Source organism: Citrobacter sp. Igbk 17 (genome assembly GCF_028069775.1).
Taxonomy (GTDB): Bacteria; Pseudomonadota; Gammaproteobacteria; order Enterobacterales; family Enterobacteriaceae; genus Citrobacter.
Window position 1 is genome coordinate 126,323 of sequence record NZ_JANEWI010000008.1, and the last position, 21,452, is coordinate 147,774.

The window sequence follows — 21,452 nt, forward strand, 5'->3', positions numbered from 1 at the left end:
AAATAAAGGGAGTAAGTGGTGGTTGCTGATAGTCAGCCTGGGCATATCGATCAAATTAAGCAGACCAATGCGGGCGCGGTTTATCGTCTGATTGATCAGCTGGGACCGGTATCGCGTATTGATCTCTCTCGCCTGGCACAATTGGCACCTGCCAGTATTACCAAAATTGTCCGAGAAATGCTGGAAGCGCATTTGGTGCAGGAGCTGGAAATAAAAGAAGCCGGTAACCGTGGACGTCCGGCTGTAGGGCTGGTTGTCGAAACAGAAGCCTGGCATTACCTTTCTATTCGTATTAGTCGTGGCGAGATTTTCCTGGCGCTGCGCGATCTGAGCAGCAAACTGGTGGTCGAGGATTGTCTTGAAATGGCGCTGGTCAGCGAGACACCGTTACTGGAACGGGTTGTTGCGCAAGTCGATCAGTTTTTTATCCGTCACCAGCAAAAACTCGAGCGCCTAACCTCTATCGCGATTACTTTACCCGGCATTATTGATACAGAAAACGGTATCGTACATCGCATGCCGTTCTATGATGACGTCAAAGAGATGCCGCTCGGCGAAACGCTGGAGCGGCATACTGGCGTGCCAGTGTACATTCAGCACGATATCAGCGCCTGGACCATGGCAGAAGCGCTGTTTGGTGCATCACGTGGGGCGCGTGATGTTATTCAGGTGGTCATCGATCACAATGTGGGTGCAGGGGTGATCACTGATGGTCATTTACTGCATGCAGGCAGCAGTAGCCTGGTCGAAATAGGTCATACGCAGGTGGACCCTTACGGCAAACGTTGCTACTGCGGTAACCATGGGTGCCTGGAAACGATCGCCAGCGTCGACAGCGTGCTGGAACTGGCGCAGGTGCGACTGAAGCAGTCAATGAGCTCCTCTCTGCACGGGCAACCGTTGACGGTAGACGCACTGTGTCAGGCGGCCATGCAGGGTGATTTATTGGCGAAAGATATTATTAACGGCGTTGGAACCCATGTTGGTCGTATCCTGGCTATCATGGTGAATTTGTTCAACCCGCAAAAGATATTGATAGGATCTCCACTCAGTAAAGCCGCTGACATTTTGTTCCCGACCATTGCTGACAGCATTCGTCAACAGGCGCTTCCGGCCTACAGCCAGCACATTGTTGTCGAAAGTACGCAATTCTCTAATCAGGGAACGATGGCGGGGGCTGCCCTCGTTAAGGACGCGATGTATAACGGTTCTTTGTTGATTCGTCTATTACAGGGTTAACATTTTTTAACTGTTGTACGAAAAATTGCGCTATCTCAAGCTGGTTCTGGCCGTCATACCTTAGACTTTCTCCACTGTTTTATTTTCCTGACTTATATTTTCATAGCATACGGTGGAGTTAGTGATGCTGAAGCGTTTCTTTATTACAGGTACAGACACTTCTGTTGGGAAGACCGTGGTTTCCCGCGCATTACTACAAGCGTTAGCGTCAGGGGGTAAACGTGTGGCGGGTTACAAACCCGTCGCCAAAGGCAGCAAAGAGACACCGGAAGGTATGCGCAATAAAGATGCGCTGGTACTGCAAAGCGTGTCATCCATCGAACTGCCGTACGAGGCGGTTAATCCTATCGCGCTGAGCGAAGACGAAAGCAGCGTGGCGCATAGCGGTCCTGTTAACTACACCCTGTTATCCAATGGACTGGCAAGCCTGAGCGAGAAGGTTGATCACGTTGTTGTTGAAGGCACAGGTGGCTGGCGTAGTCTGATGAACGATCTGCGTCCGTTATCTGAGTGGGTGGTACAGGAGCAACTCCCGGTTCTGATGGTGGTGGGTATTCAGGAAGGCTGTATTAACCATGCCATTCTTACCGCACAGGCGATTGCCAGTGACGGGTTGCCGTTGATTGGCTGGGTAGCGAACCGTATTAACCCAGGATTGGCGCATTATGCCGAAATCATCGACGTGCTAAGCAAAAAATTGCCGGCACCGTTGATAGGTGAATTGCCTTATTTGCCACGTGCAGAGCAGCGCGAGCTTTCTCAGTACATTCGTCTGTCAATGCTCGGCAGCGTGTTGTCTGTAGATAGAGTCATGGCGTAACGTTCGCGACAGCACTGACGCCACGACGCATGCAATCAACAGGCCGGGGAGTAGTTGATACTCCCCGGTCATTTCACAGACCATCAATGTCGACATAATGGGGGCATGGGTCGTCGCCGCCAGCAGTGTAGCCATTCCTGTTAAGCCCAACAGTACCGCAATTTCATCCGTACCCGGAAGCCAGAATCCCCATACCCGTCCCAGCAACATACCGATCGATAAACCGACGAACAGCGTGGGTGTAAACACGCCGCCGGGTGCCCCTGACCCGCTACTGGCGAGTACGGCCAGTAACTTGCAGATGAAAATTCCACTGATGACGGCGAGCAAAGGAGGAGAGAGTAAATACGATTGTACTACGCTGTAGCCGTTGCCCCAGACCGCAGGAGTAAATAGCGACAACAGGCCAACGATCAGCCCGCCCAGGGCTAACTGGCCTGGTGGTGCGAGCTTTAAGCGCAAAAAGCTGTTGTGACTGGTGGTCATAAGCCACATAAAAAGAGGTCCGCAGAGACCGGCTAACAGTCCAGTGCTGATAATCATCACATATTCCAGCACATGCAGTTCCCGAGTCAGATGAACGGTATACAGCAGCGCGTTGCTGTCGCTAAGCGCATTGGTGGTTAACAATGCGACGACGGCGGAGACAACCACCGGCCCTAATGAGGCGAGGATCAACGTGCCAAACAGCACTTCGGCAATAAATAAGCTACCCGCCAACGGCGCGTGATATGCACCAGCCATACCCGCAGCCGCCCCGCAGGCAATCCATAATTTCCATTCTGAACGCGGTGTGAAACGTTGTGCGAAGCACGAGGCCGCCAGTGCGGCCAATAAAATCATTGCCCCTTCACGACCAATGGCGCTGCCGCTTGCCACGACGACCAAAGAGGCCAGTGATTTCACCAGACTTGCTCTGACGTCGAACTGTCCGTCAGTCTGCAGGGCTTCCATATAATCTGTAGGAGCCTGTGGGCGTAAACGATTAAATTTTTGCCAGCCCCAGAGTAAAAGTCCAGCCGCCAGACCACCGAGCGCAGGTGTCAGCATGCGTCTGAACGGCGGCAGATTTGTTGCGGCGTTGACCAGGCTTCCCGTATCGTTACTCAGGAACAGCCATTCAAGCAATTGCATCGCATGACGAAATCCTGCAACGGCCAGGGCTGCAAGGATACCAATCAGCGCGGCGATCAGTAGACGCCGAAAAAGGGTACGCAGGTCAGGATAAGCATGTAAGCGATGCATGGGTTGCCAGACAGGAAAATTCAGACGGTCTATTTTGAGGGTAATTAGCCGCAGAAGCAAAAGCTCAGCGTGCGAAACTCTAGGGTAAATGGGCAGGGAATATCCTGCCCATAGGCGAAATTAACGGAACAATGGTTTATCTGCCACCGGAACTAATAACTGCGACTGCCATTGTGCCAGTGTCGGGCGAGCCAGTTTACCCAACGCCTGGTAGAACGGATGGTTCGCCTTCTCAATAAAAACATCGAGGAAGCGAGCCGACCACGGCAGTAGGTGCCAGGCCAGCAACTGCTCACATTCGGTGTGGCGGCCATTTTCGGCAAGCCAGGCTGTCAGCAGTAACAACGAACCAAAGTGATCTTCTGGCTCATTCTGTTGCAGAGCAAACTGAATGCCGTTGTCGCGCATCCATTGACGTAACGCCAGAGTGGATTCACCAAACAACACGTTTTCGCGATCCAGCCAGACCGAACCCCAGGGCGGGGATGGCAATGCGTAGGGGCCGATAAACAAACGTTGCCAGGCTTGCGGGAGCGTTTCATCGCTATCTGTCTGCATCTGTGCAGCCAGTGGCGACAGCGTAGCTTCCGGCAGCGGCCACTGTGCTTGCCAGCCATCCGCTTTTAACGCACTGACCATCGCAGATGCTTCTGCGCTATCTGGTGCATAGTAGAACAACGCGCCCAGAACGCGCGCAGCGGTTGAAAAGTTGTCACATTGTGAAAAATGGGTCATGCAAACAATCCTGAACAGTGCGGGTTGCCCCGCACCCGAGAGTTAACCTGCAACAGCCATTCCGACTGTCATATGCAAACCATAAAACAAACCACGACCAATGATTTCACCGGCCAGGACTAAAATTAAACCTAACGCCAGCCCAGTGGCATGCGGGTCTTTACGGCGGATAAGCGGGCATATCCAGCACCCAAGACCTGCGGCCAGCAAGAGGATGCGCCACACCTGTAAGCTGCCGTAGTCAGGTACCAGCGCGTTGGCGAATTGCACTGAACTGTGGATTGTGCCGAGGGAAAGTCCCTGCAGGACAATCACAGCCGCACTCACCAGCAACGCCAGCACACTGATCCCCGCGAACACGTTGGCATGAAAAGAAACACCAGCAGCACGCAGTAGCAGGGCGGCAAAGAGTGGCCCGCTCAGAAGCAGGGTCATGAAAAAGGCCACCGTAGTGTAACCATTATACCAGGTCGGTACGGTATCTATCTGGTAAACGTTGGTCATCGCCCAGACAAACACCACGCCCAGCAGCATGCCTACCAGCAGCCATATTTTACCTAATGCAGCGGGCATTTTACCGAGAAAAGCGACCAGCCACCATAAACCACCGACGGCAAAAAACAGCGAGCCGCTGGCAATTTCATTACTTAGCGCTGACTCACCGATTCTGTTCAGCGAGTTAAATGCGCGTAACGGAGACCCCAAATGCATAACCGAGGCCAGGAATGCGATGCCCATTACCAGCCAAAGAAAAAACATACTGCGAACAATGCGCTGTCTTACAACATCGTTTTTAGCGGTAAACCAACCCAGCCCACTGACGATTAGCGCGCCGGCTACGCATTGGCCCAGAACCGTGAACAGTACCAGCGGCCATTCATGCCATCCACTTCCCATTTTACACCTCCTTCGGATTAGCCAGATAACCCGTGGTATCCCCGGTCGGGCGGCTATTGGCATTTGGTTTGATGACGATGCTTGGTTTGGTAAAGTGCGCGCCAGGGAGCGGCGCAACCGCGGCCAGGGTGCCGTGTTTTTTACGCAGTTCCTCTATCGGGCCGAAGTCCAGCGCCCGCAGCGGACAGGATTCGACACAGATGGGTTTCTTACCCTCCGCAACGCGTTCATGACAGCCATCGCACTTGGTCATGTGCCCTTTGGCAGCATTGTATTGCGGTGCGCCATACGGGCAGGCCATGTGGCAATAGCGACAGCCAATGCACACGTCTTCATCCACGACCACAAAACCATCTTCACGTTTGTGCATCGCGCCGCTTGGACACACCTTGGTGCAGGCCGGGTCTTCACAGTGGTTACACGCAATGGAGAGGTAGTAGGCGAAAACGCTCTGGTGCCAGACACCGTTATCTTCCTGCCAGTCACCGCCGGCGTATTCGTAGATACGGCGGAAACTGACGTCCGGCGTTAAATTTTTGAAGTCTTTGCAGGCCAGTTCGCAAGTTTTACAACCGGTGCAACGGGCGGAGTCGATAAAAAATCCGTATTGAGTCGTCATGGGTTACACCTTACGCCTTTTCAACCTGAACGAGATTACTGTGGGATGGATTCCCCTTCGCTAACGGAGAAGGGCGATGTGACGTGAGAATGTTGATAGAGCCACCGTGATCGATCTGGTCACCAAACATATCAGCATTGAGCCATGCGCCTTGGCCGATGGCTGTCACGCCGGGCAAAATACGCGGTGTGACTTTCGCAGCGATCAGCATCAGACCATTGCTGTTAAACACCCGCACCGTATCGCCGTGATGAATGCCACGTGAACGGGCATCGACGGGGTTAATCCAGATTTCCTGTGGGCATGCCTGTTGTAAAACATCAATGTTGCCGTAGCTTGAGTGAGTTCGCGCCTTATAGTGGAATCCGGTGAGCTGTAGCGGATACGTTTTGCGTTTGGGGTCATCCCAGCCGTCAAAGCCTGGCGCATAAGCCGGTAGCGGATGCACAATCTCGTCTTTCTTGAGTTCCCATGTCTCGGCAATGGTGGCCAGCCTTTCAGAGTAAATCTCAATTTTCCCGGATGGTGTTTTCAACGGGTTTGCCGCAGGATCTTCGCGGAATGAACGGAAAGCGACATAGTGTTCTTCCGGGCATTTTTTCTTGAAAATACCGGTCGTTTTCATCTCTTCGTAATCCGGCATTTCTGGGTTACGTTCTTTGGTTTTGGCATGCAGATATTTCACCCACTCGTGCTGGGTGCGGCCTTCCGTGAATTTTTGATAGACGTCCGGGCCCAGGCGTTTCGCGACTTCACTTAACATCCAGTAGATGGGTTTTCGTTCAAATTTAGGTGAGGTAGCGGGCTGTCCGAGGATCACATAGCCCATATTCCCGGCGGACTCATGTGAAATGAGGTCTTCCTGTTCAGTAGGCATCAGATCCGGCAGCAGGATGTCGCAGTACTTCGCCGATGCGGTCATAAAGTGCTCAATGCCGACAATCATTTCGCACTTACTGTCATCCTGTAAAACGTCATGAGTATGAGCAATATTGCCATGCTGGTTGATGAGCGTATTACTGGCATAGCACCAGATAAACTTGATAGGCACATCCAGTTTATCTTTACCGCGTACACCGTCGCGGGTGGCTGTCATTTCTGCGCCATGATCGATAGCATCTGTCCAGGTGAACACCGATATCTGTGTTTTGACCGGGTTCTCCAACATGGAGAACCATTCAACACCCAAATCCCAGGTCCCTTCACGCATACCGGAGTTACCGCCGTTAATTCCTACGTTTCCTGTCAAAACAGAGAGCATGGTGATTGCTCGGGCTGTCTGTTCACCGTTGGAATGGCGTTGTGGTCCCCAGCCCTGACAGATGTAAGCCGGTTTTGCTGAACCGATTTCACGCGCTAACTGGATGATTTTGTCTGCTGGGATGCTGGTAATCTGAGATGCCCATTGCGGTGTTTTGGCAATTCCGTCCGGGCCGTCACCTAATATATAGGCTTTGTAGTGCGCATTACGCGGTGCGCTGGCGGGGAGAGTGGTTTCATCGTAGCCGACGCAGTATTTATCAAGGAAAGGTTTATCAATCAGATCTTCTGTGATCAGCACCCAGGCGATTGCGGCGGCCAGTGCAGCATCCGTTCCTGGGCGAATAGGCAGCCATTCATCTTCACGACCTGCGGCGGTGTCGTTGTAGCGTGGATCGATAACGATCATTCTGGCATTTGACCGCTCACGTGCCTGCTCGACATACCAGGTTACACCACCGCCGCTCATACGCGTTTCGGCTGGGTTATTACCAAACATCACAACCAGCTTTGTGTTGGCGATATCGTCGGGGCTGTTACCGTCGTTAGCACCGAACATATATCCCATGGCGGCGCTGATTTGTGCGGTGCTGTAACTCCCGTAACGACTTAAATAGCCGCCACAGGAATTCATCAAACGGTAGGGGACGTTGGAGTTCGTGATATTACCGCCATCCACACCGGTACCGTAAAGAACGTGAACGGCTTCATTACCGTAATCATGCAAAATACGCTTCAGGTTTCCGGCAACGGTATCCAGCGCTTCATCCCAACTGATACGCTCAAATTTACCTTCACCGCGTTTACCAACGCGTTTCATCGGGTATTTGAGGCGGTCAGGGTGGTTCATTCGACGGCGAATCGAACGACCACGCAAGCAGGCGCGAACCTGGTGGTTACCGTAGGTATCATCGCCGGTCGTGTCAGATTCAACCCAGTAGACTGCATCATCTTTCACATGCAGACGTAATAGGCAACGGCTGCCGCAGTTAACCGTACAGGAACTCCAGACAGCTTTATCTTCAACAGGTTGCACTGATTGCTGTACGGCAGCAGCAGCGGCACGAATACCAAAGGGTAGTGACAGGCCACCGGCCGCAAGTGCCAGTGAACCTATAGCCGAGGATTTCACTAACGTCCTGCGGCTAATACCTCCATATTGCTCATCTTCAGACATAACCCACTCCATTGTAATTATCGTTATATATATTGTTTTATAACGAAATAACTAGCTTGCTAACAATGGAGTCGAGTCTACCTATTTATAGGTAAATCTTATTAATGCATATCAAACAGGAGTGACCCTCCGCGAACGGAGGGTAAAAATTTATTGCGGTTCAGCTACGTGTCCGTCTTGAGAAGGGCTACTGTTTGCGGGCGTGTTACCGCTGTGGGTTCGGGTATAGAGGATCTTGTGCGTATCATTGGCACAATGACCGACCACCAGTGAATCAGGCTGATCGGCCTGGTCATTAGGAACAATATTCAGCGTGAAACTGGATTCCGCGACACCATTATTAATAATGCGCTGTTCGATATCACTCTTCACGCGCTCACAGGACGCGGGCGCCGCCAGGATCTGCGGGGAAGCGACCAATAATAAGCTCGCGGCAATTCCTGTTATGTATTTCATCATCAACTCCTTTCGTGATCGACATAAACTAAGATTAGCATTTCTGGTGTAAATAACTGTATTTGCTAATATGATTGAGAATTATCTACTTATCCCGGTGAAAAATGTGAAGAAACAGACCCTGTTAGGTTTCCTGTGTATCGTGTTGGTTGGGTGTGATAACGCCAAAGGGCTGGTTTCCTTTACGCCGGAAATGGCCAGCTTCTCCAATGAGTTTGATTTTGATCCGTTACGCGGCCCGGTGAAAGATTTTAGTCAGACCCTGCTCAACGACAAAGGCGAAGTGACCAAGCGCGTCACAGGTACGCTCTCGCAGGAAGGCTGTTTTGATACGCTGGAATTGCATGATGTCGAAAATAATACGGGAATGGCATTAGTGCTGGATGCGAACTTCTATCGGGACGCCGAAACGCTGGAAAAACGGATCCGTTTACAGGGGAAATGCCAACTGGCGGAACTGCCTTCTGCGGGCGTAGTGTGGGATACCGACGATAACGGTTTTATTGTGTCCGCCACGGGAAAAGAGATGAAAGTGCAGTACCGGTATGACGCGGAAGGCTACCCGCTCGGCAAAACCACCATCAGTAAGGACAATACGCTGCAGGTTGACGCTAAGCCGTCAACCGATCCATTGAAAAAACTGGATTACACGGCAGTAAGCATGCTGAACGATCGCCCTTTAGGTAACGTCAAACAAACCTGTGAGTATGATTCGTATGCTAATCCGATCAACTGCCAGCTGGTTATCGTTGACGAAAGCGTTAAGCCGGCAGTTGAGCATCATTACTCGATTGAAAACACCATTGATTACTACTAACCGTTTTTACTGAGCGGTAGGTTGTAACAGGTTGGAACCCGGTGTTTTGTGGTCGGCCAGATATTGCTGTTGGAAGATACACATGCGAATGGTGTTACGGTATTGGCCGTTAATAAAGAACTCATGAATCAGTTCACCTTCCACCATAAAGCCAAGTTTGCGGTAGATGTGAATTGCTTTTTCGTTCTCTTTATCAACGATCAGATACAGCTTATATAAGTTAAGCACGGTAAAACCGTAATCCATCGCCAGTTTTGCCGCGCGCGTTGCCAGACCTTTGCCCTGGTAATCCGGGGAAATGATGATCTGAAATTCAGCCCGGCGGTGCACATGGTTTATTTCAACCAGCTCCACCAGCCCGGCTTTTTCACCGTCACACTCGACCACAAAACGGCGTTCACTTTGGTCGTGAATGTGTTTGTCATACAGGTCTGACAGCTCCACAAACGCTTCGTAAGGTTCTTCAAACCAGTAGCGCATGACGCTGGCGTTGTTATCAAGCTGATGGACGAAACGTAAATCTTCACGCTCCAGCGGGCGCAGCTTTACACTGAGGTCGCTTGCCATATCGTATCCTTTCAATATCTTCTGGTGAGCACAATGATTATGGGGCAACGGTGCGGCCAGTGCGGCGATCGAGACAACGCAGGGTGTTAGGCTCCCAATACGCATTCAGGTTCGCGCTTTGTTCGCATTTATCACGGCTATCAAAAGCAGCGTCGGCTTTGTCCCACTCTTTCTCTGTACGCTTGTTGACTTTCTGACGCAACTGACGCGTATCGTTCCATTGTTCCTTTTCCATTGCGGCCTGTTGACGACTTTGCGCACTGTCCCCGGACTCTATGACCAGTTTACTGGTTTCAGCAAATGCGGAAGAGGTGTACACAGCCGCCGCCAGCGTCAGCATGGCCGTCAGGCACAGGCGTTTGGTCAGTGTAATTTTCATGGCGAATTCCTTTAATGAGAAAGGGAAAAAAACGATAAAACAGGGCTAAATTCTACACTATTCCTGCGCCAGGGCATACCCACTGGGCGCATATGGATACGTTGGACATATTCTGTCGTATCATGGTTAAACCGAAGGTAACTGAGTAACTTCAATGCTTAAGACAACATTACTTTTCTTCGTCACCGCGTTATGCGAAATCATTGGCTGCTTTTTACCCTGGCTCTGGCTTAAGCGTGGGGCGACGGCCTGGCTGCTGGTTCCCGCCGGGGTGTCATTAGCGCTGTTCGTCTGGTTGCTGACGCTACATCCGGCGGCGAGCGGGCGGGTATATGCCGCGTATGGTGGTGTCTATGTGGTGACTGCATTGCTATGGTTACGCATTGTCGATGGCGTAAAACTGAGCCTGTACGACTGGTCCGGTGCGTTAGTGGCACTGTGTGGGATGTTGATCATCGTGGCTGGATGGGGGCGCGCATAGCGCCTTTTTTGTGATCAGTGAGCGCTTTTTTGATCTTTATACTTGTATGGTAGTAGCTCAGTTGGGTAAATTTCCTGCATCACAAGAAGAGATGTAAGGATTAAAAAATGAAGATTGTCGGGGCTGAAGTTTTTGTTACCTGTCCAGGACGTAATTTTGTCACGCTGAAAATCACGACAGACGATGGGATCACCGGATTAGGGGATGCCACGCTGAACGGGCGTGAATTATCCGTGGCGTCCTACCTGAAAGATCATGTGTGTCCACAGCTAATTGGGCGTGATGCGCATCGAATTGAGGATATCTGGCAGTTTTTCTACAAGGGGGCTTACTGGCGTCGCGGCCCGGTAACGATGTCGGCGATTTCTGCGGTAGATATGGCCCTGTGGGATATTAAAGCGAAAGCGGCGAATATGCCGTTGTACCAGTTGCTGGGTGGCGCATCACGCGAAGGCGTCATGGTGTACTGTCACACAACCGGTCATTCCATTGATGATGTGCTGGAGGATTACGCGCGTCATAAAGAGATGGGGTTTAAAGCAATCCGGGTGCAGTGTGGTGTACCGGGGATGAAGACCACCTACGGTATGTCTAAAGGTAAAGGCCAGGCCTACGAACCTGCGACCAAAGGCCAATGGCCGGAAGAGCAGCTGTGGTCGACGGAGAAATATCTCGATTTCACACCGAAATTGTTTGAAGCCGTTCGCAACAAATTTGGTTTTGATGAACATCTTCTGCATGACATGCACCACCGCCTGACGCCTATTGAAGCGGCCCGTTTCGGCAAAAGTATTGAGCAATACCGTCTGTTCTGGATGGAAGACCCAACCCCAGCTGAAAACCAGGCGTGCTTCCGCCTGATCCGCCAGCATACGGTCACGCCGATTGCCGTAGGGGAAGTCTTCAACAGTATCTGGGACTGCAAGCAGCTTATTGAAGAACAGCTGATTGACTATATTCGCACCACTATTACCCACGCAGGCGGTATCACCGGTATGCGTCGTATTGCTGATTTTGCCTCACTTTATCAGGTTCGCACGGGTTCTCATGGACCTTCCGATTTGTCGCCAGTCTGCATGGCCGCTGCGCTGCATTTCGATCTTTGGGTACCAAACTTCGGTGTGCAGGAATATATGGGGTACTCAGAGCAGATGTTGGAAGTGTTCCCGCATAACTGGACCTTTGATAACGGCTATATGCACCCAGGTGACAAACCAGGGCTCGGTATCGAGTTTGACGAAAAACTTGCAGCGAAATATCCGTACGATCCCGCATATCTGCCGGTCGCCCGTCTTGAAGATGGCACGTTGTGGAACTGGTAAGGAGTGATTTGTTATGAATAGTATTGTGATTGAAAAACCGAATACGCTTGTTATCGCGCAGCGACCAGTACCAGAACCCTCAGAAGGAGAGGTCCGGGTAAAAGTAAAACTGGCGGGGATTTGCGGTTCAGACAGCCATATTTATCGTGGACATAATCCATTTGCGAAATATCCGCGAGTTATTGGCCATGAATTCTTTGGTGTAATAGATGCTGTAGGTGAAGGAGTAGAGCGTTCGCGTATAGGTGAACGTGTGTCCGTTGATCCGGTTATCAGTTGTGGACACTGCTACCCTTGCTCAATTGGTAAACCAAACGTTTGCACCTCGCTGGTTGTATTGGGTGTTCATCGTGATGGCGGTTTTAGTGAGTACGCGGTTGTACCCGCGAAAAATGCCTGGTTAATCCCTGACGCAGTGAAAGATGAGCACGCTGTTATGGTGGAACCTTTTACCATCGCGGCAAACGTGACCGGACAAATTCAACCAACAGAGAACGATATCGCACTGATTTACGGAGCCGGCCCGATGGGGCTCACGACTGTTCAGGCACTTAAACATGTTTACAACGTAAAAACAGTAGTGATTGCAGACAGAATTGACGAACGTCTGACGATGGCAAAACAGTGCGGCGCTGACTGGACAGTCAATAATGGGCAGCAATCATTGCAGGATTTTCTTGCTGAGAAGGCGCTGAAACCTACGATTATCGTGGATGCGGCTTGTCATCCATCCATTTTACAGGAGGCTATCACGCTGGCATCACCGGCTGCGCGAATCGTTTTAATGGGATTCTCCAGCGAGCCTTGCCAGATTGTGCAGCAAGGTATTACAGGGAAAGAGCTTTCAATCTATTCTTCAAGATTAAATGCAAATAAATTCCCGGTAGTTATTGATTGGTTGGTCAAAGGACTTATCGACCCTAATAAACTCATTACCCATACTTTTGACTATCACAACGTTACCGACGCAATTGAATTGTTTGAGAAAGATCAGCAGCACTGCTGCAAAGTTTTACTCACATTCACTGAATAATATTAATAACTGCGAGTAAGTGGTACGCATCTTACCTCTTAGAGATAGCCAATATGAATCAAGAAAAACACGAAAGGTCAACGAAAGATCTGGTGAGAGCAGCCGTTTCAGGATGGTTAGGGACAGCTCTCGAATTTATGGATTTCCAATTATATTCATTGGGTGCCGCACTGGTATTTCATGAAATATTTTTCCCGGAACAATCTGCAGCCATGGCACTCATTCTGGCAATGGGTACATACGGGGCAGGGTATATTGCACGAATAGTTGGAGCATTTATTTTCGGTAAAATGGGGGATAGTATTGGTCGAAAAAAAGTGCTGTTTATTACAATAACTATGATGGGGATCTGTACAACATTAATTGGTGTGTTACCGACATATGCGCAAATTGGAATTTTTGCTCCTGTTTTGCTGGTGACGCTGCGTATTGTGCAGGGACTTGGTGCAGGAGCCGAAATCTCTGGTGCGGGTACAATGCTCGCAGAGTACGCACCAAAAGGAAAACGCGGTATCATTTCCTCTCTTGTTGCAATGGGAACTAACTGCGGCACATTAAGTGCTACTGCAATCTGGGCCGTGATGTTCTTTGCCCTTGATCGTGAGGAATTGTTAGCCTGGGGTTGGCGAATTCCGTTCCTGGCGAGTGTAGTGGTTATGATTTTTGCCATCTGGTTGCGAATGAACCTCAAAGAAAGTCCAGTATTTGAGAAAGTTAATGATGAGGAAAATGCACCTGCATTGAATAACCCGTCAGAAAATACGCTGGGTGCAATGTTTAGTAGTAAGTCTTTCTGGTTGGCAACCGGCTTACGTTTTGGACAGGCGGGTAACTCAGGTTTAATTCAGACTTTCCTTGCCGGATATTTGGTGCAAACACTGTTGTTTGATAAATCAATACCGACAGATGCCTTAATGATTAGTTCTGTTCTTGGCTTTATTACAATACCCTTGTTAGGGTGGTTGTCAGATAAATTTGGTCGCCGTTTGCCATATATAATTCTGAATATATCTGCAATTATTCTTGCTTATCCAATGTTATCGATTGTTGTAGATAAAACGTATAGCCCCGGCGTCATTATGACTGCGCTGATTGTTATTCATAATTTTGCGGTGCTGGGATTGTTCGCACTCGAAAATATTACCATGGCTGAAATGTTCGGTGCGCGTAATCGCTTCACCCGAATGGCAATTTCAAAAGAGGCCGGTGGATTGGTGGCCGTTGGTTTTGGTCCTGTTCTGGCTGGTATTTTCTGCAACATGACAAATTCCTGGTGGCCGATTCTGGTGATGGTTATGGCTTACTCGCTCATTGGTTTGGTTTCAGCACTGCTAATGCCTGAAGTGAAAGACCGTGATTTGAGTGTCCTGGAAGATGCTGCGGAAGTGAGCAAAACCGAGAAGGTTCGTGCCGGAGCCACTCAGGCAGTCTAGTACGGACAGGGTATGGTCAGGTCTGAACTGATGGCCTGACCATGCTATTACACAGCTTTAAATGATGTCATACCAATCATAGAAAGTTTAATGCAAATCAAAACATACAACCATACAGGCGTTACTCTGAGACAGTCCTGATTTCATTGATAAGTAGGTCATACAATGCAAAACAAGCTCTTAGCGGCTAAGGCTGCACTTCCTGGCTACGATCGTACAAAACTGGTTCCGCGTATTGTTCACCTGGGGTTCGGTGCTTTCCACCGCGCACACCAGGGGGTATACGCTGACATTCTGGCAGCAGATCACAATAGTGACTGGGGATATTGCGAAGTAAACCTGATTGGCGGAGAGCAGCAGATTGCTGATTTGAAACAGCAAGATAACCTGTACACCGTTGCGGAAATGTCTGCGGATGCCTGGACAGCAAGAGTTGTTGGCGTGGTGAAAAAGGCGTTGCATGCGCAGGTTGATGGGCTGGAAGCTGTACTGGCCGCGCTGTGCGAACCGCAGGTGGCGATCGTTTCCCTGACCATTACTGAGAAGGGGTATTGCCACTCTCCGGCGACCGGGCAATTGATGTTGGATAACCCGATGATTGCCGCCGACCTGCAAAACCCAAAACAGCCGAAGACCGCGCCGGGTGTGGTGGTTGAAGCACTTGCACGCCGTAAAGCCGCAGGTTTAGGTGCGTTTACCGTGATGTCTTGTGACAACATGCCTGAAAACGGTCATGTGATGCGCAATGTTGTCACCGCATATGCACGCGCGGTGGATGCTGGGCTGGCCGCATGGATCGAACAACATGTGACGTTCCCGTCAACAATGGTTGACCGTATTGTCCCGGCGGTAACCGCAGATACGCTGGACAAAATTGAACAACTTACCGGGGTACGCGATCCGGCGGGTGTGGCATGCGAACCGTTCCGTCAGTGGGTCATTGAAGATAACTTTGTCGCTGGGCGTCCAGAGTGGGAAAAAGCCGGGGCTGAGCTGGTGGCAGATGTTATCCCGTTCGAAGAGATGAAGTTGCGCATGCTTAACGGCAGCCACTCTTTCCTTGCTTACCTCGGCTACCTGGCAGGATATCAACACATCAACGATTGTATGGGGGACGAGAACTATCGTGTCGCCGCCCGCGCCTTGATGCTGCAGGAGCAAGCACCAACATTGAAGGTGAAAGGGGTGGATCTCCAGCATTATGCCGACTTACTGATTGACCGTTATAGCAACCCGGCGTTGCGCCACCGTACCTGGCAGATTGCCATGGACGGTAGTCAGAAACTGCCACAACGTATGCTTGACTCTGTGCGTTGGCATATTGTGCACGGTAGTGGTTTTGATCTGCTTGCACTCGGTGTGGCGGGTTGGATGCGCTATGTCGGGGGGGGGGATGAGCAGGGACAAGCAATTGAAATTAGCGATCCGCTGCTGCCAGTGATCCAGAAAGCGGTACAGAACAGTCACGAAGGTGAAGAGCGTGTGCAGGCGCTATTGGCTATAGACGCTATTTTTGGTGACGAACTGCCACAGATTGAACTGTTTAAAAAGCGGGTTACAGAAGCGTACCTGACTTTGCTGGCGGAAGGCGCGAAAGCAACGGTTGCGAAATATGCTGCGAAATTACAGTCAGTAAGATAACTCTCTATGTCGCCATCCGGCTTTAACAACAGCCAGATGGCGCATTGTTTTTGGCATTCACACCAATTAGTTCATGCCTAAACGAATCAGTTCGAGGGGGGCATATTTGCCTTCACATCCTTCGATTTCCACTGTTTTACCGCGGCGGATTTGCTCAGCGGTCAGGCCATCGGTGTCAATGGCTGTAATACGGCCAGTGAGTCCGGTGTCACTAATCATGACGCGGCTGCCAGTGGTGATTGCGTTGCGGTTACGATCGTATGTTTTCATGGTGTTTTCTCCTTTCCAACTTACCGTCAAAGCCCGTGGGCTTTTAGTCCCACGTAACGGGCGCAATATAAATACGCTTCTCGTTAATGATTTTTTTTGTTTTCGATCAAAATCACAGCTTTTTTTATGGGGATATGCAGGAGAGGAGGAAAGTACGGGGAGACTCACCTCAGTAAGAGGTGAGCTACATATTAGTCTTCGCTAAACCAGTCGCTATTTTCCTGACGAATAAGCTGAACAGATTCGCTAATTTCCTGTAGATGCAGCTTCATTGCATACTCGACGGCATCGCCATCATGTTTTACCAGCGCCGCAAAAATATCATGGTGCTGACGAAGTAGCATTTCAGGCGGGGAGACGTGATCCAGACTCATATAGCGCACACGGTCAATCGTGGCTTTAATATTCTCGACGGTGTCCCAGGCAAGCTGGCAATCAGCGATTAATGCCAGTTTCTGATGAAACTCATCATCAAGCTGGAAGAAATCGTTGAGCTGCTTACGGTCAATGGCAATGCGTTGCTGATGCAGGTTTTGTTCAAGTTGATAGCACTGGTTGTCGGTGATCATCGAGGCGGCGCGGCGGGCCACGGCACACTCAATGGCCTGACGTACAAAACAGCCATTTTGCACCTGCGACAGCGAGATTTTATTCACGTAACTGCCACGTTGTGGACGGATCTGAATCAAACCGTTTTCTGCCAGTTTGATGAATGCTTCTCGTACCGGCTGGCGAGACACGTTAAAGCGTACGGAAACCTCTTTCTCCGACAATGGCGTACCGGGTGCAATCAGGCAATGCACGATATCGCTGCGAAGAATACGGTAAATCTGTTGATTTACCGGCTGTGTAGGGTTGAGCTGCGTTTCTACGGTCATTCATTCTTACTTATTAGAGAGTTAACCCGGATATTTTATCACTTATTGAGCGCTTTCTATACCCGGCACAAGGCCGGGTATCTCATTTAGCTTCGATGCACGCTGAGCCCGGCAAAAGACTGGGTGACAGGCATCATCTCAAGGGTATTGATGTTGACATGAGCCGGTAACGAAGCAACCCACCATACGGCTTCAGTGACATCTTGCGGAGTCAGTGCAGTGGTATTTTCGTAGGTTTTGCCTGCTTTATCATCGTCGCCTTTGAAGCGCACATTAGAGAACTCGGTACCGCCAACCAGTCCGGGTTCAATGTCGGTCACGCGGATCGCTGTGCCATGTAAGTCTGTACGCAGGTTCAGACTAAACTGACGAACAAACGCTTTGGTTGCACCATACACGTTCCCGCCAGCGTACGGCCAACTACCGGCGGTAGAGCCGATATTAATAATATGGCCGCGGTTACGCTCGACCATGCCCGGCAGAACGGCACGCGTCATATAAATCAGGCCTTTGTTGTTGGTATCGATCATGGTTTCCCAGTCATCGACATTCGCTTTGTGGGCTGGTTCAAGACCCAGCGCCAGACCGGCATTGTTGACCAGGATATCGATATTGCGCCATTCGGCAGGCAGGGCGTCCAGCATCTCTTCAATGGATGCGCGATTGCGTACGTCAAGCTGAGCGGTATACAGATTATTACCCAGTTCATCTTTCAGTTCCTGCAGACGTTCCTGGCGGCGTCCGGTGGCAATAACTTTATGCCCATTCTCAATAAAACGACGCGTAATGCACTCACCAAAACCTGCTGTTGCTCCGGTTACTAAAACGATCATCTCACTGTTCCTCAACGCTTTTTATGTAGTACTACCATAGCACGTCATTTCTGCTCAGAGCTATTACTGCTTAACGAGATTGCGGTCGAATCCTGGGAGGCCTACTCTAGTAAACAAATCGTTTTCAGGAGGAAAAGATGTCGTTAACAAATCCTTTTTTGCACCACAGCACATTACCTTACCAGGCACCGCAATTTGATCAGATTGAAGATTGCCATTATCGGCCCGCGTTTGATGAAGGTGTGAAACAAAAACGCGCTGAAATAGCGGCGATTGTGCAAAACCAACAGGCTCCTGATTTCACAAATACATTGCTGGCGCTTGAGCAAAGTGGGGCGTTGTTGACGCGCGTCACCAGCGTTTTCTTTGCGATGACGGCAGCGCATACCAACGATGAGCTTCAACGTCTTGACGAGGCGTTCTCCGCTGAACTGGCCGCGCTGGCCAATGATATCTACCTCAATGACGCACTTTTTGCGCGTATAGATGCCGTCTGGCAGCAACGCTCTTCGCTGGAGCTGGAAGGTGAGTCATTGCGTCTGTTGGAGGTGGTTCACCAACGCTTTGTGTTGGCAGGGGCACGTCTTAATGACGCCGACAAAGCGCGTCTGAAAGCGCTAAATACGGAGTCAGCAACGTTAACCAGTCAGTTCAATCAGCGTTTGCTGGCGGCGAACAAAGCAGGTGCACTGGTCGTGGATGATGTCCATCAACTTGACGGACTCAGTGCAGAGGAAATTGCCGTTGCGGCAGAAGCCGCCAGAAACAAAGGACTTGAGGTTCGCTGGGTTATCCCACTATTGAACACCACACAACAACCGGCACTTGCTGCGTTACGCGATCGACAGACACGAAAAAACCTGTTTACTCAGGCATGGACGCGGGCGGAAAAAAATGATGCCAACGATACCCGCGCTATCATTAAACGGCTGGTGGAGATCCGCCGAGAGCAGGCAACATTACTGGGCTTTGCGAATTTTGCAGCCTGGAAAATTGCCGATCAGATGGCGAAAACGCCAGAAGCGGCACTTTCTTTTATGCGGGCGATCGTGCCCGCAGCTCGTCAACGCGCGCTCAATGAGCAGGCTGAAATTCAGAAAACGATTAATCAGCAACAGGGCGAATTCGAGGTTGAGGCCTGGGACTGGGCATTTTATGCCGAGCAGGTGCGTCGTGAAAAATATGCTCTTGATGAAGCGCTACTTAAACCTTACTTTGCCCTGGATACGGTGCTGAATGAAGGTGTTTTCTGGACAGCAAACCAACTGTTTGGCATTAAATTCATCGAGCGCTTTGATATCCCTGTTTATCATCCGGATGTACGGGTTTGGGAAATTTTCGATCATGATGGCGTAGGACTGGCGCTGTTTTATGGTGATTTCTTTGCCCGTGACTCAAAAAGTGGTGGTGCCTGGATGGGGAATTTTGTTGAGCAATCGCTGCAAAATGAAACCAGACCGGTCATTTACAACGTCTGCAACTATCAGAAACCTGCTCAGGGCCAACCCGCCTTGCTGCTGTGGGATGATGTCATCACGTTGTTCCATGAGTTCGGACACACGTTACATGGTCTGTTTGCCAGCCAACGGTATGCAACGCTGTCAGGCACGAATACCCCGCGTGATTTCGTCGAGTTCCCGTCGCAGATTAACGAACACTGGGCGAGTGATCCGCAGGTTTTCGCGCGTTATGCTCGCCATGTTGAAACGGGTGAAAAAATGCCCCAGCCATTGCTGGAGAAGATGCAACGGGCCAGCTTGTTTAACAAAGGTTATGATATGACGGAGCTTCTCAGCGCTGCATTGCTGGATATGCGCTGGCACAGCCTGGAGCAGAGTGTGTCATCACTGTCAGTCGATGAATTTGAGCAACAGGCCCTGGCTGCGGAAGGATTGGATCTGCAGGCTGTACCGCCGCGTTATCGCAGTAGCTATTTTGCCCATATCTTCGGCGGTGGTTATGCCGCAGGGTATTACGCTTATTTATGGACGCAAATGCTGGCCGATGACGGCTATCAGTGGTTTGTAGAGCAGGGCGGGTTGACTCGTGAAAACGGACAGAAATTCCGCGAAGCGGTTTTGTCCCGTGGTAACAGCACTGATTTAGCCGAGCTTTATCGCCAGTGGAGTGGCCGCGACCCCAAAATGGAGCCAATGCTCAAACACCGTGGTTTGAGCGCTTAAGACATTCTCCGCCAAAAAATTGAACCGGGCGCGATGCCCGGTTTTTAGCCGGATTTTTTCTTCATCAAAATTCCTCCCTAAAATGAATCCTTAAATTCTGCAAAATTTGCAGGGGGGCCTTCCTCCGCTCTGTGCCAGAAGTGAACGTGGTTAACGACTGCCTCTTGCAAAGGCGAGGGCGAAGGCCAGGATCCATTTAGACATTTAAAAGTTAAAGCAATAAGTCCTGCGCCATCTTCAAGGCATCATTTGAATACGTATCTGGGCCAGGCACATTACAACCCTCCGTGCCCATCCAGGTTTCTTCCAGACTCAGTCGTTCGCACGCGTGTATTCAGCGTCAATCGCTTCCGCATCCGCGCGCCAGCGGGAAAAAAGGGATTGTTGCTCGCGGATCGCCTGCATCGTTGTCTCAAGGTTGGTCATTTCGTCCTGCAAACGATGTAATTGAGCCCTTGCTTAGGTAAGCTGATTTCAGGTATGGGCGGGCAGATTCTTTACCGCGAAGCTACTCCCATTTAAACGATGCGTTATCTTTGTTGAAAATGATGGTGGCCTGATGCCATTCCTTACCATCAAGGATCATTTCCAGACATTGTGTGGGGTAAAGAAAATCAGCAGGTTGAAATTGTTCATATTCGGATTCAGATGTGAGCATGACGTCATGATTGACGTTGACTATCGAACCATCAGGATTTTTAGGGTCAGGGGATTTTATGCACAATAGCCGGGCCTGATAAAAATCATCGGGAAGCCCTTCCAGCATGCAGCCTGTAGCCCATTGAATGAGTTGCTCGTTCGAGTATTGATCGTTCGACTCTTCTGTCTTTTGTTGTGTGGTGATGAGACGGTGAAGGGTTTTGAGAAAAGAAAACATATCATCTCCTGATTGCAACTCACGCCAACATAGCACCAAATAAACTGAACCGTCAGCAGACGAGAACACAATGTAGCGAATGAAGCAACTATTTTGGGAACATTCCTGGAACCGATGCTGATTAATTGGAAACCATAGCAGTAATTTCTCTCTAACACCGTTAAGGTAATGGTTGATTCTTAATCACATTTCATGCGGTTAATATTATCGTCTTTTTTGCGATTTGACTTAGACGTGTTTTGTTTCATTAAATATAAAATAAGAATAGTCACATTCATTCTATTGCATTG

General features: G+C 50.2%; 21 protein-coding genes. 9 read left to right on the top strand and 12 right to left on the bottom strand.

The genetic code is table 11. The features are described 5' to 3' along the window. Positions 1-18: 18 nt before the first annotated feature. On the top strand, positions 19-1,239 hold the full coding sequence (gene mlc / locus NNO08_RS07280; RefSeq protein ID WP_271450419.1) for a sugar metabolism global transcriptional regulator Mlc: 1,221 nt from the start codon (positions 19-21) through the stop codon (positions 1,237-1,239). A gap of 124 nt (positions 1,240-1,363) precedes the next feature. Then, a complete protein-coding gene (gene bioD / locus NNO08_RS07285) occupies positions 1,364-2,059 on the top strand; it encodes a dethiobiotin synthase (protein WP_271455707.1) in 696 nt (231 codons plus the stop codon). Here bioD and clcB read toward each other — a convergent pair. From clcB to NNO08_RS07315, 6 genes are all read right to left on the bottom strand, one after another. Further along, on the bottom strand, positions 2,015-3,304 hold the full coding sequence (clcB, locus tag NNO08_RS07290; protein WP_271456446.1) for a voltage-gated ClC-type chloride channel ClcB: 1,290 nt from the start codon (positions 3,302-3,304) through the stop codon (positions 2,015-2,017). The two genes, bioD and clcB, sit on opposite strands and share 45 nt — an antisense overlap. A gap of 120 nt (positions 3,305-3,424) precedes the next feature. After that, on the bottom strand, positions 3,425-4,039 hold the full coding sequence (dmsD, locus tag NNO08_RS07295; RefSeq protein ID WP_271456447.1) for a Tat proofreading chaperone DmsD: 615 nt from the start codon (positions 4,037-4,039) through the stop codon (positions 3,425-3,427). Positions 4,040-4,081: 42 nt separating this feature from the next. Next, complete coding sequence (locus tag NNO08_RS07300; protein ID WP_271456448.1) at positions 4,082-4,936, bottom strand: dimethyl sulfoxide reductase anchor subunit family protein; 855 nt, start codon at positions 4,934-4,936, stop codon at positions 4,082-4,084. Position 4,937: 1 nt separating this feature from the next. Then, positions 4,938-5,555 carry a DMSO/selenate family reductase complex B subunit gene (locus NNO08_RS07305; RefSeq protein ID WP_271456449.1) on the bottom strand — a complete coding sequence of 206 codons (618 nt, stop codon included), beginning with the start codon at positions 5,553-5,555 and terminating at the stop codon, positions 4,938-4,940. 10 nt (positions 5,556-5,565) lie between these two features. After that, positions 5,566-8,004: a selenate/tellurate reductase subunit YnfF gene (gene ynfF, locus NNO08_RS07310; protein ID WP_442870774.1), complete on the bottom strand. Its 2,439-nt coding sequence runs from the start codon at positions 8,002-8,004 to the stop codon at positions 5,566-5,568. A 138-nt stretch (positions 8,005-8,142) separates the two neighbouring features. Next, positions 8,143-8,451 (bottom strand): DUF1161 domain-containing protein, encoded by a 309-nt coding sequence (locus NNO08_RS07315; protein WP_271456451.1) that lies wholly within the window; start codon positions 8,449-8,451, stop codon positions 8,143-8,145. A gap of 103 nt (positions 8,452-8,554) precedes the next feature. Between NNO08_RS07315 and NNO08_RS07320 the strand changes: the two genes are divergently transcribed. After that, entirely contained in the window at positions 8,555-9,265 is a 711-nt protein-coding gene (locus NNO08_RS07320) for a YnfC family lipoprotein (protein WP_271456452.1), read from the top strand. A 6-nt stretch (positions 9,266-9,271) separates the two neighbouring features. Here the strand turns inward: NNO08_RS07320 and speG are convergent, their stop codons facing one another. Next, positions 9,272-9,832: a spermidine N1-acetyltransferase gene (gene speG, locus NNO08_RS07325; protein WP_271456453.1), complete on the bottom strand. Its 561-nt coding sequence runs from the start codon at positions 9,830-9,832 to the stop codon at positions 9,272-9,274. 37 nt (positions 9,833-9,869) lie between these two features. Further along, complete coding sequence (locus NNO08_RS07330) at positions 9,870-10,211, bottom strand: DUF1283 family protein (RefSeq protein ID WP_137383113.1); 342 nt, start codon at positions 10,209-10,211, stop codon at positions 9,870-9,872. A gap of 154 nt (positions 10,212-10,365) precedes the next feature. Between NNO08_RS07330 and NNO08_RS07335 the strand changes: the two genes are divergently transcribed. The 5 genes from NNO08_RS07335 (at position 10,366) to NNO08_RS07355 (ending at position 16,121) form a co-directional block, all read left to right on the top strand. Next, positions 10,366-10,692, top strand: a complete 327-nt coding sequence (locus NNO08_RS07335) for a YnfA family protein (protein WP_005121149.1) — start codon at positions 10,366-10,368, stop codon at positions 10,690-10,692. 107 nt (positions 10,693-10,799) lie between these two features. Continuing rightward, the gene (gene rspA / locus NNO08_RS07340) at positions 10,800-12,014 is read left to right on the top strand and encodes a starvation-sensing protein RspA (RefSeq protein ID WP_271456454.1); all 1,215 of its coding nucleotides are present in this window, start codon (positions 10,800-10,802) and stop codon (positions 12,012-12,014) included. 13 nt (positions 12,015-12,027) lie between these two features. Beyond that, positions 12,028-13,047: a Zn-dependent oxidoreductase gene (locus tag NNO08_RS07345; protein WP_271456455.1), complete on the top strand. Its 1,020-nt coding sequence runs from the start codon at positions 12,028-12,030 to the stop codon at positions 13,045-13,047. 53 nt (positions 13,048-13,100) lie between these two features. Further along, positions 13,101-14,480 (top strand): MFS transporter, encoded by a 1,380-nt coding sequence (locus NNO08_RS07350; RefSeq protein ID WP_271456456.1) that lies wholly within the window; start codon positions 13,101-13,103, stop codon positions 14,478-14,480. A 165-nt stretch (positions 14,481-14,645) separates the two neighbouring features. Further along, positions 14,646-16,121, top strand: coding sequence for a mannitol dehydrogenase family protein (locus NNO08_RS07355; protein WP_271456457.1), 1,476 nt, complete (start codon positions 14,646-14,648; stop codon positions 16,119-16,121). A 66-nt stretch (positions 16,122-16,187) separates the two neighbouring features. Here the strand turns inward: NNO08_RS07355 and ydfZ are convergent, their stop codons facing one another. The 3 genes from ydfZ to ydfG form a co-directional block, all read right to left on the bottom strand. Next, positions 16,188-16,391, bottom strand: coding sequence for a putative selenium delivery protein YdfZ (gene ydfZ / locus NNO08_RS07360; protein ID WP_003032393.1), 204 nt, complete (start codon positions 16,389-16,391; stop codon positions 16,188-16,190). A 191-nt stretch (positions 16,392-16,582) separates the two neighbouring features. Continuing rightward, positions 16,583-17,269: a GntR family transcriptional regulator gene (locus NNO08_RS07365; protein ID WP_271455608.1), complete on the bottom strand. Its 687-nt coding sequence runs from the start codon at positions 17,267-17,269 to the stop codon at positions 16,583-16,585. 86 nt (positions 17,270-17,355) lie between these two features. Next, the gene (gene ydfG / locus NNO08_RS07370; RefSeq protein WP_137383108.1) at positions 17,356-18,102 is read right to left on the bottom strand and encodes a bifunctional NADP-dependent 3-hydroxy acid dehydrogenase/3-hydroxypropionate dehydrogenase YdfG; all 747 of its coding nucleotides are present in this window, start codon (positions 18,100-18,102) and stop codon (positions 17,356-17,358) included. Positions 18,103-18,239: 137 nt separating this feature from the next. On the opposite strand from ydfG, the gene dcp reads away from it, so the two are divergent. Then, positions 18,240-20,285 carry a peptidyl-dipeptidase Dcp gene (gene dcp, locus NNO08_RS07375; RefSeq protein ID WP_271456458.1) on the top strand — a complete coding sequence of 682 codons (2,046 nt, stop codon included), beginning with the start codon at positions 18,240-18,242 and terminating at the stop codon, positions 20,283-20,285. 508 nt (positions 20,286-20,793) lie between these two features. Here the strand turns inward: dcp and NNO08_RS07380 are convergent. Beyond that, a complete protein-coding gene (locus NNO08_RS07380) occupies positions 20,794-21,162 on the bottom strand; it encodes a hypothetical protein (RefSeq protein ID WP_271456459.1) in 369 nt (122 codons plus the stop codon). Positions 21,163-21,452: the final 290 nt, after the last annotated feature.